At 67.2% G+C, this 13,437-nt stretch carries 10 protein-coding genes; 3 read left to right on the top strand and 7 right to left on the bottom strand.

All coding sequences use genetic code 11. The annotated features are described in order from the left end of the window. Positions 1-180 precede the first annotated feature (180 nt). From NED97_RS06935 to thyA, 3 genes are all read right to left on the bottom strand, one after another. A complete protein-coding gene (locus tag NED97_RS06935) occupies positions 181-606 on the bottom strand; it encodes a calcium-binding protein (protein WP_252489983.1) in 426 nt (141 codons plus the stop codon). A 731-nt stretch (positions 607-1,337) separates the two neighbouring features. Further along, on the bottom strand, positions 1,338-1,892 hold the full coding sequence (locus NED97_RS06930; protein WP_252489982.1) for a dihydrofolate reductase: 555 nt from the start codon (positions 1,890-1,892) through the stop codon (positions 1,338-1,340). Then, a complete protein-coding gene (gene thyA, locus NED97_RS06925; RefSeq protein ID WP_252489981.1) occupies positions 1,889-2,905 on the bottom strand; it encodes a thymidylate synthase in 1,017 nt (338 codons plus the stop codon). Before thyA ends, NED97_RS06930 begins: the two co-directional genes overlap by 4 nt. A gap of 90 nt (positions 2,906-2,995) precedes the next feature. Between thyA and NED97_RS06920 the strand changes: the two genes are divergently transcribed. Then, positions 2,996-4,561 (top strand): ribonuclease H-like domain-containing protein, encoded by a 1,566-nt coding sequence (locus NED97_RS06920; RefSeq protein WP_252489980.1) that lies wholly within the window; start codon positions 2,996-2,998, stop codon positions 4,559-4,561. 1 nt (position 4,562) lies between these two features. Next, the gene (locus NED97_RS06915) at positions 4,563-7,241 is read left to right on the top strand and encodes a DEAD/DEAH box helicase (RefSeq protein ID WP_252489979.1); all 2,679 of its coding nucleotides are present in this window, start codon (positions 4,563-4,565) and stop codon (positions 7,239-7,241) included. Between the two features lie 16 nt (positions 7,242-7,257). Here the strand turns inward: NED97_RS06915 and NED97_RS06910 are convergent, their stop codons facing one another. The 3 genes from NED97_RS06910 to NED97_RS06900 form a co-directional block, all read right to left on the bottom strand. Then, a complete protein-coding gene (locus NED97_RS06910) occupies positions 7,258-8,490 on the bottom strand; it encodes an MFS transporter (protein WP_252489978.1) in 1,233 nt (410 codons plus the stop codon). 141 nt (positions 8,491-8,631) lie between these two features. After that, complete coding sequence (locus tag NED97_RS06905) at positions 8,632-10,677, bottom strand: prolyl oligopeptidase family serine peptidase (protein WP_252489977.1); 2,046 nt, start codon at positions 10,675-10,677, stop codon at positions 8,632-8,634. 85 nt (positions 10,678-10,762) lie between these two features. Further along, complete coding sequence (locus NED97_RS06900) at positions 10,763-11,578, bottom strand: hypothetical protein (protein ID WP_252489976.1); 816 nt, start codon at positions 11,576-11,578, stop codon at positions 10,763-10,765. A 130-nt stretch (positions 11,579-11,708) separates the two neighbouring features. On the opposite strand from NED97_RS06900, the gene purD reads away from it, so the two are divergent. Then, positions 11,709-13,001, top strand: a complete 1,293-nt coding sequence (purD, locus tag NED97_RS06895; RefSeq protein WP_252489975.1) for a phosphoribosylamine--glycine ligase — start codon at positions 11,709-11,711, stop codon at positions 12,999-13,001. Here the strand turns inward: purD and NED97_RS06890 are convergent. Beyond that, positions 12,988-13,374, bottom strand: coding sequence for a fibronectin type III-like domain-contianing protein (locus NED97_RS06890; RefSeq protein WP_252490588.1), 387 nt, complete (start codon positions 13,372-13,374; stop codon positions 12,988-12,990). The two genes, purD and NED97_RS06890, sit on opposite strands and share 14 nt — an antisense overlap. Positions 13,375-13,437 lie beyond the last annotated feature (63 nt).

Below are 13,437 nucleotides of genomic sequence, written 5' to 3'. Positions count from 1 at the left end.
GTCGTCCCGGCCGTGCAAAACGGAACAGTCTCGGCGACGCGGGTGACCGGTTTGCGGGCCTCGAACCAGCGGGAACCCGGACGTCGCTCGGCGGTCGAAATCGCACGACTCAAACGGGTTCCACGCCGAACCGTTCGCTTTCCCTTCGACCGTCTCGAGCGGCTCGCTCCGTCGTCGAAATCAGGGCGTGAATTCCATCAGGTTCAGCTCGGAGTTGCGAATCGTTGCATCCTCGTCCATCGTGCCGCTGTCACCGGCTTCGATGTCGAGGTCCTCCGTCATCAGGTAGCCGAGCGCCTGGGCGGACCCGCCCATATCGTAGTTGATGACGTAGACGTCCCAGTCGTCCGGGTCGGAGAACTCTGCGTCCAGACCGGCGGTTTCGAGCAGGTCGTTCTTCGACCCTTCGTCCAGCTGCGAGGTGACCTCGAAGTCGAGATCGGGGTGGTAGTCGTCGCCCGGGACGACCACCTCACCGTCTTCCTGGGCGGAAGCGGTTCCCGCCGTCGCGCCTGCGCCGAGGGCGACCGCCGTCGCGGCGAGCGCCCCCTTCTTCACGAGCGAATCTCTCGAGTCGTTGAGGGTTTCAGTGTTATCTTTTGTCATGTCTCTCACCGGCGTTCCCCTGTTCGGGGTAGACGATTCTTGATCTAATTCTGGCATAAGTGGCCCCGATCGTTCCACGGTCTAAGACGAACCGTACTCAGAAAATGCGCCCGTTGACCCAACTATGGACGGATTCCGGCACATTACGAGAATGCGGCCGACGGATGCTACCAATAGTCGTTTATCGGGCGGAACGGGTTTCGCCGTTCTCGTTCTGCGTTCTGGATCGTTACGTCGCGTCGCTCTCGAGAATCGAGATCGATCCGTCTCGCAGGCGGCGGCTGCTCGACGGGACGCGACGTCGCGTCGCGGTCGGATTGCGGAGCGGTTCGCGACAGCAAAGCCGCGGGCCGAAACGTTTCATACGACAAAAGAGATGATTTCCACGGACTGTTCGTCGGGAAATCAGTACGGAAAACGGATCACGCTTCGTAACCGTTCGGGGTTCCGACAGCGATTTGGCCGTGGATTTCTCGGTCACCGCTGGCCGTCGACCCGTCGGGCGCCGATCGATAGTCAGACCGTACGACCGAAGCAGGTTCCGCGCCGAACTGCTCGGTTTTCCGTCGCCCCTCTCAAACGGTCATTGTGTTGCCGTAATAAGGACGCGAATATTTCCTCCGATCTTGTCGAAGAAGCGACGCGTCTCCGGACCGCCGACGCGTTTCCCCTCCAGTTCGAAAGCCGCGCGGACGAAAGAACCGGACGTGCCACCTATCGCACTGCGCCGGTTACCCGCGCCCGCGGACGTACTCGACGAACGCGAAGCCGTCGCGCTCGTCGCGCGACACCTCCTCGAACGCGTCCCGATCCCAGTCCGGAAAGTGCGTATCGCCGACCGGTTCGTCGTGTACTTCGGTCACGAGCAGTCGATCGAGTGCGGGCAGGAACTGTTCGTAAACCGTGGCGCCTCCCGCGACGAACGCCCTCTCAGCGCCGTCGTGGCGCTCGGCGGCCCGCTCCGCCGCCTCGAGCGCTTCCCCGAGGTTTCCGGCGACGACGGCGTTTTCGGGCGTCTCGAGTTCTCGGCTCGTCAGTACGATCGTCGTCCGTCCCGGGAGCGGTTCGCCGAGTGCCTCGAGGATTCCCTCGTAGGTCACCCGACCCGTGATCACCGGGTGGTCCATCGTCGTCTCCTTGAAGTGGGCCAGATCCGCCGGGAGGTGCCACGGCATCTCCCCGTCGTTTCCGATCACCCCGTTGTCGGCGACGGCGACGATGGCGGCGAGTTCGAGGTCGGTCTCGAGCGCCGCCGGTTCCGCGGCGTCGCGGCTACTCCCGGTCATTCGGCCACCGCGAACTCGAGTCCCTCGTGGGAGTCGTAGTTCTTCAACTCGAGGTCGTCCGCGGACAGTTCGTCGATGGAGACGTCGGCGACCTCGAGTGTCGGTCGTTCGAGCGGTTCGCGGGACAGCTGCTCGAGCAGGCCGGGAACGTGATCGAAGCGTTCCTCACCCTCGACCTCGGCGGGGGCTTCGGACTCGAGCCACTCGCGAACCTCGAGGTAGTCCTCGCGCTCGTCGGCGTCCGCGAGCCTCGACTGGAGCTCCTCGAGGTTGTCGGCGTACCACTCGCCGCGCTCGCCGCGGCCGCAGTAGACGTGCGAGTCGACGACGGTGTGGGCGAAGGTCCCGGGCTCGAAGCCGGTCTGCTGGGCGATCACCTTCGTGAGGAGCGCGTAGGCGGCGATGTTGAACGGAATCCCGAGCGCGACGTCGCCCGAGCGCTGAGTGAGGTGGCAGTTCAACCGGTCTCCCTGGACGTTGAAGACGAACGAGTAGTGACACGGCGGCAGCATCGAGACGGCCGCGTTGGCGGGATGCCAGGCGTTGACCACGAGCCGCCGGGAGTTCGGCGAGTCGGAGAGCGTGTCGATCACGTACTGGAGCTGGTCGAACGTGCGGCGGCCGTCTTCCTCCTCGGTGACCCACTGTTGGGAGGCGTCGGGCCAGCTTTCGCCCTCGAGCTGGCTCTCTCCGTCCGGAACCGGGTACCGCCGCCAGAACCGGCCGTAAGCGGTGTCGAGTCGCCCTTCGTCGTCTGCCCAGGCGTCCCAGATCTTGGTTTCCTCGCGAAGGGTGCGGATGTGCTCCTCGCCCGAGAGGTACCAGCAGACCTCGTGAAGCATCGAGTTCCACCGATAGCCGTCCATCTGCTTCGTCGTGAGCAGCGGGTACCCCTCTTGGAGGTCGACCTCGTAGTGCTCGCTGAACGACGAAATCGTGTCGACGCCGGTTCGGTTGGGCTTGTACGACCCGTCCGAAAGCACGGAGTCGACGAGATCGAGGTACTGTTGCATTGTCGCTCCATTTGAATCGCCCGTACAAACGCCTTCACTTTCACCCCGGTGACCAAACCCTCTTTGTCTCCGGACGTCTCTCGAGGATCAATGACCGGTCGCGACGGCGCCCGCCTGCTCGCCCTCCCGCCGTCGGCTATCGCCGATCGGCCGATCGCGACGCTTCGGGATATCGACGCGACCCTCGAGCCCGACGGCGTCTGGGTGCTCGGCCCGTCGCGCGAGTCGCAGGCGTTCGCCCGCGTTCGACGGACGTTCGACGCGCCGACCTTTCACCCGCCGCTCGAGACCGGCGACGGTCGCATCTCCCGACAGCCGCTCGCACCGGGTCTCGAGGTTGCAGCCGTCCAGGGACCGAGCGCGCTTCGCGTGTCCCCCGACGCGGTCTCGAACGCGCTGTGCGATCCCGACGTCGTCGCCCTCGTCTGCGACGACGTCGCGACGGCGACCCGACCGACGGCCCTCGAGACGACTCTCGAGCACGCGCCGGCGCTGACCGACGCGCTCCCCGCCGGCCGCGTAACGACCGTCCTGACGGGCGGCGAACCGGCCGGCTACGACGCGCTGTGGCACCTCGAAGCCGAGTCCGGGACGATCCGCGCCGTCGATCACGATCCCGCGCTCGGCTGCGAACCCGCCGGCGACGACTGCGTCTCCGTTCGCGTACAGGGATCGGGCCCCGCCGAGGGATACGGCGGTTCGCAATCGATCGGCATCCTCGAACTCGCAGCCGACGGTACCGTCGCCGCCGACACGCGCGCGGCGACCGACTTCGGCCTCGAGGCGGTCTCCGGAGTCGGCCCGAAAACCGCCGGACGGCTCGCTGAGCGCGGCGTGACGGCGCGCTCGGCGCTTCTCGAGACGCCGATCGAGACGCTCGCCGACTGTCCCGGCGTCGGTCGAACCCGCGCGCGTACGATGCATCACCACGCGACCGTCCTCGAGACGGGCGAGCCGCGACGACTCACCGACGAGTCGCTGCCGGGCGAGAACTGGTCGGAGCCGCCGCTGTGTCTCGACGTCGAAACCGACGGCCTCTCGCCGACGATCGTCTGGCAGGTCGGGGTCTACGATCCCGCGACGGACACCCACCGCGCGTTCGTCGAGCGCGACGATCCCGACGACCCGGTGTCGGTGCTCGAGGCCTTCTGCGACTGGCTCCTCGGCGTCCACCCGAACAGGGCGCTGCTCACCTGGAACGGCTGGCGGTTCGACTACCGCCACCTCGGAGCCTTCATCGCCCGCCACCTCCCCTACTACGTCGACGAGTGGGAGTCGATCCCCCAGTTCGACCTCTACTACTGGGCGGTCGGGAACGAGAACGCGATCCTTCCCGGCCGGACGAACGAACTCGCGGTCGTCGCCGACGCGCTCGGCTACGAGGGGAGGGAGACCGGCCTCGACGGGGCGCAAACTGCGGCGGCCTACCAGCGGTTTATGCGAACCGGCCGGGAACTCGAGTGGGACCGCCACGAAGCTTACTGCGAGGACGACTGCCGAGCGCTGTGGCGCGTCTACGAGCGACTCCGAGAGGCGGAACGGGTGCCGCAGGACGGGAACACGACCGGATCGACGGGTTCGAGCGATTCCGGCTCGGGAAGATCGGCCTCGAACACCGCGACCGACGGCGAACAGACCGGATTGGGTGACTTCTGATATGCACACCGAAGACGACGAGCGGACCAACTCCTCGAAAACGATCCCGATCACCGGCGAGGAGCTGATCGACACGTTCCCCCGGTATCGGGAGGAGGGGGACGTCTCCGTCCTCGAGATTCCCGGCCGTTCGGCGGCGACGGCCCCGAACGCGGACGTGCTCCGACCCGAACTCGCCGGGCCGCTCGAGGACGACCTCTTCTCTCACCAGGCCGAAGCGCTCTCCGCGCTCGGACGGGACGAGAACGTGTGCGCGGCGACGAGCACCTCATCGGGCAAGACCCGGATCTACGCCCTCCAGATCGCCCGGAACTACCTCGAGGCGCGCGCTCGAAACGAGGACGCGACGGCGTACGTGCTCTACCCCACGAAGGCGCTCTCGCGGGACCAGGAGCGGGAACTGAACGACTTCTTCGACGATCTCGGACTCGATATTTCGGTTCGGGTCTACGACGGCGACACCGAGTCCGGCGAGACGCGCCGGCGGATCCGCGAGGACGCCGACGTCGTGATTTCGAACTTCGCGGGGGTGAACACCTACCTGCACGATCACGACCGCTGGGCGCGATTCCTCTCGGCCTGCGACCTCCTCGTGATCGACGAGTCCCACACCTACACCGGCGTCCACGGCATGCACGTCGCCTGGATCGTCCGCCGGTTGAAGCGCGTCCTCGACTACTACGGCGCCGACCCGCAGTTCGTCCTCACGAGCGCGACGATCGGCAATCCGGGAGCGCACTCGAGCGCGCTGATCGACGAACCGGTCGCCGTCGTCGACGAGGACGGCTCGCCGACGGGGCCGCGGGATCTCGTGCTCTGGAATCCCCCGCCTCGTGCGCGAGAGAGCGAGGACGGTGAGGAGGGAGAGGAGGGCGGCGGCGAGACCGACGAGACGGAGGACGCCATCGTCGAGCGGGTCCCGGCGACCGTCGAGGCGCCGAAACTGCTCTCGCACCTGACCTACCACGACGCCCAGACGCTGCTGTTTACGCCCTCGAGAAAGCTGGCGGAACTCTCGGTCAAGCGCGCGTCGAAACACCGCCGCGACCGACGGCGGTACTACACGAACCCCGACCGCGGCAGCGCGATCCAGCCTTACCACGCGGGTCACTCGCGGGCCAACCGCCACGGCACCGAACACCAGCTCAAAACGGGCATCCTCGACGGCGTCGCCTCGACGAACGCCCTCGAGTTGGGGATCAACGTCGGCGAGATGGACGCGACGGTCCAGCTCGGCTATCCCGGTCAGCGACAGTCGTTCTGGCAGCAAATCGGCCGCGCGGGCCGTGGCACCAAGCGCGCGCTCTCGGTGCTCGTCGCCGATCACCGAACCCTCGACCAGTACGTCGTCTCGAATCCCGACTACCTGCTCGAGAGCGACGTCGAGGACGCGGTCGTCGACGTCGACAACGACGCCGTCTTCGCTCGACATCTCCGGTGTGCGGCCGACGAACTCGCGCTCGAGGAGGCCGACGCCGACGAGTTCGCCGACCGCGAGCGCCTCGAGCGCGCCGTCGAGATGTGGCGGCGCGCGGGCCAGCTTGCGGGCCACCTCGAGACGGGCGTCTCGTACGTCGGCCCGCCGCGGCCGCAGGGATCGATCTCGCTGTACGCGACGTCGGGAGAGGAGTACGAGGTCGAACTCGCGGACGGCGTCGACGAGGCGCACGACCCGGGGATGGAGCCCCTCGCCGAGGAGCGCGTTCTGCGGGACTTCCACGAAGGAGCGGTCAGGCTTCACCAGGGTCAGCAGTACGAGGTGTGCGAGGTCGACCGTAGCTCGCCGCGACCCACAGTGACGCTCCGGCCGACGGACGTCGACTACTACACGCGGACCCGAACCGACGTGACGGTTCTCGACGCCGTCTCGGAGGAGTCCCGCGACGTCGGTGCGTTCACGCTCCACTTCGGCTCCGGCCGGGTGCTGGTCTACCACGGCACCTACGACGAGGTCGCCGTCCACGGCGGCGAGAAGAAGGAGCAGGGGATCCCGACCGAGAACCCGCCGCTGTCGATCGAGACGCAGCTCTGCTGGCTCGAGGTGCCCGACCGCGTCGAGACCGCACTCGTCGAGAAGTATCGCGACTTTTCGGTGCCGGAGATGGACGGCGACCTCGCCGAGACCGCACACCTCGGCTACGCCGGCGGCCTCCACGCCGCCGAGCACGCGACGATCGGCGTCGCCCCGCTCGAGTTGATGGTCGACAAGCGCGACCTCGGCGGACTCGCGACGCTCTCGATCGACTCGCACCTCGAGCAGGAGCCGAACGCGGAATCCGGAGATACGGCGAGCGGTGCGGAACCCCGGAACGTCGCCGCGGCCGAGGCCACCGTTCGGGAGATCGCGAACGGCCTCGAGCGCGAGCCGGTCAGCGGCTGGTTCATCTACGACGGGATCGACGGCGGGCTCGGCTTCGCGCGGGCGATCTACGAGAACTTCGAGGCGGTCGCGGTGCGGGCGCGCGACCTGATCGCCGACTGCGACTGCGGCCGCGCCGACGGCTGTCCGGCCTGCGTGATGGACGACCAGTGCGGGAACGACAACCAGCCGTTACACCGGGCGTGTGCGATCGACGTGCTGGATCAACTTCTCGGGAACGAGGACGTCGACGTGCTGGACGCCTACCTGCCTGACGGCGAGTACGGCGGCGATCGCCGGCCGCCACTGTTCTACTCGTAGCTCTTGGCCGTCCCGCTCATGCGGTTTCACGGTGGAACGCGACGAGCGCGAGCGCACCGACGCCGAGGGCCAGCGCCGCGCCGACGAGGAACGTCGCGGACCAGCCGACCCGCGCGACGAGCAGGCTGGTAAGGGTGCCGCCGAAGACGCCGCCCCAGAGCTTTGCCGTGAGCATGACGCCGTAGTTCTCCGAGGCGTACGCCTGTCCGTAGCGCTGGTTGACCACGCCCGGCAGGATGCCGAACGCGGGGCTCCGAAAGAACATCACGAGCCCGACACAGGCGACGAAGACCCAGCCGAGGCCGAGCTGGTCCGCCGAGACGATCCCGCAGACGGCGATCCCCGAGAGGAACAGCGAGCCGGCGATCGTTCGTTTCGGCCCGAGTTTATCGGAGGCCGCCCCGCCGAAGAGCACGCCCATCCCCTGCCCGAGCGCGATGACCGCCGCCGCAGCGGTCGCCTGGGCCCCGGTAAAACCCAGCTGGCTCCCGTAGGTGACCGCCTTCTCGAGGACCATGAGCCCCACGCCGTTGACGGCGACGAAGATCGCATACAGTAGCCAGAACTCACGGGTTCGGATCATCGCCCTCCAGGGGACGACTCGTTCCGGCTCGGCGGAGGCATCGTCACCGACGGGCCTGGTTCCGCCGTCGGTCGCGGTCGCGTCGACGGCTCCGCCTCCGGGCGTCGGGTCTCGGAGGACGAGCGCGGCGAGCAGCGAGGTGGCGCCCGCCGCGGCCGCGAGCGCGAGCATCGTCGCGGCGTAGTCGGCGTGGACGCTCCAGCGGAGGACCGGAACGAGGACGAAACTCGTCAGGCTAAACGACATGCTCACCACGCCGGTCGTCAGCCCGCGGCGGGTGCGGAACCACTCCGCGGGCGTGTTGATCGCCACGTTGTAGGCGATGCCGACGCCCGCGCCGCCGATCGCGAACCAGAGGTAGAGTTCGGGTACCCCGGGGACGAGCGCGACGCCAGCGTAGCCGACGACGACGAACAGCGTCGCGACCAGCATCGGGATCCGCGGCCCGACGCGGTCGCGGACCCACCCCGACGGGAACGCCGCGAGCGTCTGGGTGACGACCAGGACGGTGAATACGGTCCCGATCGTGACGCTCGAGGCGCCGGACTCGGTGACGATCGGATCCCGGAGCACCGGCCAGACGAACTGGTAGGTGCCGGCGAGACCGGCGGCGAGCGCCGCGGCGACGACGAATCGCCACCGATAGCGGGAGGCCCCCTCGGACATGTACCCGGCCTACACCTGTGGCCGTCATAGTACCGGGGGTCGCAACAGAATGCGTCGAGCGACCGACTGTAGTCGATTCGATCGATCGCGTGGAGGCGTCGGGCGTTCGAAACGCGACGACCGTGGGACTCCGCGTCCGGACTACGGCTCGACGTAGTCGCCCTCGAGCCGGTCGAAGACGAACGACCAGACGTCCAGTTGCTCCTCGACGACCATCCAGGTCGGCTTGCCCGTCCCGTGACCGGTGTCGCGGTTGGTCTTGCAGAGGAACGGGCCGCCGTCCGCGACGGCTTGCATGCGGGCGGCCATCTTCCAGGCGTGAACCGGGTGGACGCGAGTGTCGCCCTCGGCGGTCTTGAAGAAGACGGCCGGATACTCGGGGCCGTCCTCGCCGCCCGATACGTTATGATACGGCGAGTACTCCTCGATCCACTCGTAGGCCTCCGGATCGTCGGGCGACCCGTACTCGCTCGTCCAGGACGCGCCGAGCAGAAAGCTGTGGAAGCGAAGCATATCGAGCAGGGGAACGTGACAGCAGACCGCCGTCATCAGGTCCGGCCGCTGGGTCAGCACGGCGCCGACGGTTAGCCCGCCGTTCGAGCCGCCCTGGATCGCCAGCCGCTCGCTCGAGGTGTACCCCTCGTCGATCAGGTACTCCGCGGCGGCAATCATGTCGTCGAACGTGTTCTGCTTGTGCTCGTGGCGGGCCGCCTCGTGCCACTCCTTTCCGAACTCGCCGCCGCCGCGGAGGTTCGCCTGGGCGTAGACCCCGCCCGAGCGGAGAAACTCGCGGCCGAACTTCTGGAAGCCCGGCGTCAGGCTGTTCTCGAAGCCGCCGTAGCCGTACAGCAGCGTCGGGTTGTCGCCGTCGCGCTCGAGGCCGGCGCGATGAACGACGAACATCGGGACCTCGGTCCCGTCGGCCGACTCGTACCGGACCTGTTCGACGGTCACGTCGAACTCGAGGGCGACGTCGGGTCGGTCCAGTTCCTCGGCGTGGTCCGCGTCGAGGTCGTAGCGGAACACCGCGGGCGGGTGGTCGAACGACTGGTAGCTGAAGAACGCCTCGGGCGCGTCGCGGTTGCCGCTTAGCCCGGTCACCGTCCCCGTCCCGGGCAGATCGATCGAGCGCAGGTGGTCGCCCCCGAGGTCGAACGCCTCGAGTTCGGAGACCGCCGCGCGCTCGTACTGGACCAGCAGGCGATCGTCCGCGATCGTCGCACCCGTGACGATCGCGTCGCGTTCGGGGACGATTTCGGGCAACTCCGCGGGGTCGACCTCGCCGACGTCGCCCGAGAGATCGAGTTCGAGGAATCGGTAGTACGGTGCGTCCAGGTCGGTTCGTACGTACGCCGTGTCGCCGTGGATCAACGGCGTGTAGAAGTGTTCCGAATCGGTGATGACGGACGTCAGATCGGTTTTGCCGACCTCGACGTACAGCAGGTCGCTTCGCTCCCAGCCGGTCACGAGCGCGACGAGCAGGTGGGTTCCGTCCCGATCCGTCGAGAGAAGCGGCCACGTGGACGGCTCGTCGACCTCGCGGACGAGTTCGTCCTCGTCGGGATCGTCGCCGTGCTCGTGGTAGCGGATCGCCTTCTCGAGTTGGGCCTCGTCGACCAGACCGGTGCGACCGTAGTAGAATCCCTCGGGTGTCCACGCGAACATTCCGGGATTCACGCGGCCGAGGTCTGACAGCTCCTCGACGACGGTTCCCGAGAGGACTTCGACGACGGCCACGTCGTACAGCTCGTTGCCCCCCTCGTCGACGCCGTACGCGAGGCGCTCGCCGTTCGGCGAGACGGTCCACCACCCCATCGACTTCGTGGCGTCCTCGCTGAACTCGTTGGGGTCGACGAGGACCTCCCGCTCGTCCTCGAGCGACTCCCGGAAGTACAGGACCGGCTGGTCGTCCTCGGGGTGTTCGACCTCCTGAAAGTAGCCCGCCGGAGCGGCCGTGATCGTCCCGTAGTCGATCGTCCGCGCGAGCGACTCGAACCGGGGTCGCAACTCCTCGCGGACGTCGACCGACTCGAGGAAGGCGTCGGCGTACTCGTTCTGTCGATCGACCCACTCGTCGACCGCCTCGCCGCCGTTCTCGAGCCAGAGGTACGGATCCTCGACGATGTCGCCGTGTCGTTCGTAACTCGTGTTCTCGCGTTTCGTCGGCGGAGGACCGGCCGAGTTCATATCGACCGTATTTGATGCTGATACCTTGAACCGACCGGTCGCGGAACCGCCGTGTCGGCGTCTGCGAGAGAGCAGTTTCCGCCGATCACCCGGAATCGAGTCCGTCACAGACCGTCGCGTCCCCGTCCAGGGCCTCCGGGTCGCCTTCGAGACGGTACGTGAAGCCGTAGGCGGCGCTGCCCCCCGAGCCGTGGACGACCGCAATCTGCCCCCGGCGTTCGGTACCGTCGCAGTCGATCTCGTCGGCGTCGTTCGGGAACGCGAACGGCGCGTACGTCGTCTCGAAGGACCGGGTCTCTCCGGGCGGAACGACGAGATCGGTTCTGGACGGCGACATTGGCCGGTTCTCGCCGACGCCGACGACGCCGGGTCCTGTCTCGAGCGTCGACCGGTCGAACGAATCGCTCTGCGGGTCGGCCGTCGGGTTCGGGACGTCGCCGTAGATGCCGACGAACCCGACGAGCAGCGGTGCGTCGGTTTGGCTTTCGATCTCGAGTCGGGCTCGACCGTCCAGAAGGGATTCGACCACGTCTACGTACGCGTGGACCGGGCCTCCCACCCTCAGCGGAGCCTCTCCGTCAGGCGTTTCGGCTGCGACGCGCAACGAACGAGAGAGGTACGTCTCCCGTCGCTCCGGGAAGACGACCGGGAATCGAACGGTCGAACCGGGCCGTTCGACCGTCTCGTACTCCTCGTCGGTCCCGAGTTCGGTCAGGACTGCGCGTTCGACGTCGACGTCCTCGCGGAACTGGACGATCAGTTCCGTCTCCTCGTACCAGTGCTCCTCGAACACGTCCTCCGACTCGAGTCGTGTCGTCGTGAACGGGATCGATTCCACACAGCCGGCCGAGAGGAGGGCACCTCCGGTTGCAATCGCTTGAAGGAACGGACGGCGTTTCACGCACGTGACAGTTGTGGGCGGCTGTATAGTCGTTTCGTTGATTCGACTGTCCGGCCCTGGTCGCGTTCGTGCATAATACGCACTCGAAGAAAGAGCAACGTTTACAGGTTCGTGCGTTCCGCTATCGACCATGACAGAGACGGTGCTCCTGATCGGTGGCGGTGGCCGCGAACACGCCATCGCGCGTGCGCTCGAGAAAAGCGAGGCCGACCTTTACGCCTGCGCCGGTAACAGAAACCCGGGTATCGCTCGGATCGCGACCGAGTTCGAGACGCTCGAGACGACCAACCCCAAGGCCGTCCGCGAGTACGCCGAGTCAGTCGAGGCGACGATCGCCGTCGTCGGCCCCGAGGCGCCCCTCGAGTCCGGCGTCGCGGACGAACTCGAGGACGCGGGCATCTACGCCTTCGGACCGAAGGAAGCCGACGCCCGGATCGAGACGGACAAGGCCTTCCAGCGGCGGTTCATGGCCGAGAACGAGATCCCCGGCTGTCCGGATTTCGAGACCTTCGACGACACGGACGCCGCCTGCGACTTCATCGACGAGTACGACGGCGACCTCGCGATCAAGCCCGCCGGACTGACCGGCGGCAAGGGTGTGAAGGTCATCGGCGACCAGGTCACCCCGGAGGAGGGCAAGGAGTACATCCGCGACTCCGACTACGACCGGATCGTCCTCGAAGAACGGCTCGTCGGCGAGGAGTTCACGATCCAGGCGTTCGTCGCCAACGACGAGGTCCGGACCGCCCCCGCGGTGCAGGACCACAAACGCGCCTACGAGGGCGACGAGGGACCCAACACCGGCGGGATGGGGAGCTACTCCGACGCCACCTTCGAGCTTCCGTTCATGACCGAGGAGGACTACGCCGAGGCCGTCTCGATCATCAAGGGGACCGCCGACGCGCTCGAGGACTACCGCGGGATCCTCTACGGCCAGTTCATGCTCACCGCGGAGGGGCCGAAGGTCATCGAGTTCAACGCCCGCTTCGGCGATCCCGAGGCGATGAACACGCTCCCCGTTCTCGAGTCCGACTTCCTCGAGATCCTGACCGCCGCCCGGGACGGCGAACGGCTGCCGGACCTCTCCTTCGCCTCCCAGGCGACCGTCTGCAAGTACGCCGTACCGGAGGGGTACCCGACGGATCCTGAGGCGGGCGCGAAGGTGGAAGTAGATGAGGAGAGTGCGGGCGACGCACTGCTGTACTACGCCAGCGTGGACGAGCGAGACGACGGCGTCTACACGACCACTTCGCGTTCGTTCGCCGTCGTCGGTCTCGCCGACTCGATCACTGAGGCCGAGGAAATTGCAGAGGACGCGCTCGCAGTCGCCGGCGAAGAAGGACTCCACATGCGCCACGACATCGGCAAACCCGACCTCGTCCAGCAGCGGATCGATCACGTCGCGGAACTCAGGGACCGTTAGCGGCGGTCGTCCCTCGAGTCAGCCGCCGGAGCGAGCGAACGACGAACCATTTCTCGAAACCGACCGTCGACGTCCATCCGAAGCGTCCCACGAACGTCCCGCGAGGAACGGCCGATCTCGAGGGCGTACTTGCCAGAATCGACCGTCCAGCCGTCAGCTTCGTCGTAGCGGGCCAGCGCTCGCTCGTCGACGCTCGTTCGTCGAGATCGATCGCAACTGATTCGCCTTCGCCAGCGGCGACCGCAACGCTCTCGAAGTCGGCGAGTTCGCGAACCGGTCGGTCGGCGTTCGAGACCGCCGGCGGACGAACGTAGACTCGAACGACCTCCCGTCCGTCGCGTTCCGCCGTGTTCTCGACGGTGACGCGAACGATGCCGTCGTCGATCCGCGCGTCGGCGTCCTCGAACTCGGCGTAGCTGTGACCGTGATCGAACGG

It is taken from the genome of Natronococcus sp. CG52 (assembly GCF_023913515.1).
GTDB lineage: Archaea > Halobacteriota > Halobacteria > Halobacteriales > Natrialbaceae > Natronococcus > Natronococcus zhouii.
The sequence above is the reverse complement of the archived record's forward strand: the minus strand, read 5'-3'. Positions and strand labels throughout refer to the sequence as shown.

Bases quoted from the DNA above. Each gene is read 5' to 3' on its own strand.
- NED97_RS06935 (WP_252489983.1), bottom strand. From the start codon at position 606: ATGACAAAAGATAACACTGAAACCCTCAACGACTCGAGAGATTCGCTC.
- NED97_RS06930 (WP_252489982.1), bottom strand. From the start codon at position 1,892: ATGACCGGGAGTAGCCGCGACGCCGCGGAACCGGCGGCGCTCGAGACC.
- thyA (WP_252489981.1), bottom strand. From the start codon at position 2,905: ATGCAACAGTACCTCGATCTCGTCGACTCCGTGCTTTCGGACGGGTCG.
- NED97_RS06920 (WP_252489980.1), top strand. From the start codon at position 2,996: ATGACCGGTCGCGACGGCGCCCGCCTGCTCGCCCTCCCGCCGTCGGCT.
- NED97_RS06915 (WP_252489979.1), top strand. From the start codon at position 4,563: ATGCACACCGAAGACGACGAGCGGACCAACTCCTCGAAAACGATCCCG.
- NED97_RS06910 (WP_252489978.1), bottom strand. From the start codon at position 8,490: ATGTCCGAGGGGGCCTCCCGCTATCGGTGGCGATTCGTCGTCGCCGCG.
- NED97_RS06905 (WP_252489977.1), bottom strand. From the start codon at position 10,677: ATGAACTCGGCCGGTCCTCCGCCGACGAAACGCGAGAACACGAGTTAC.
- purD (WP_252489975.1), top strand. From the start codon at position 11,709: ATGACAGAGACGGTGCTCCTGATCGGTGGCGGTGGCCGCGAACACGCC.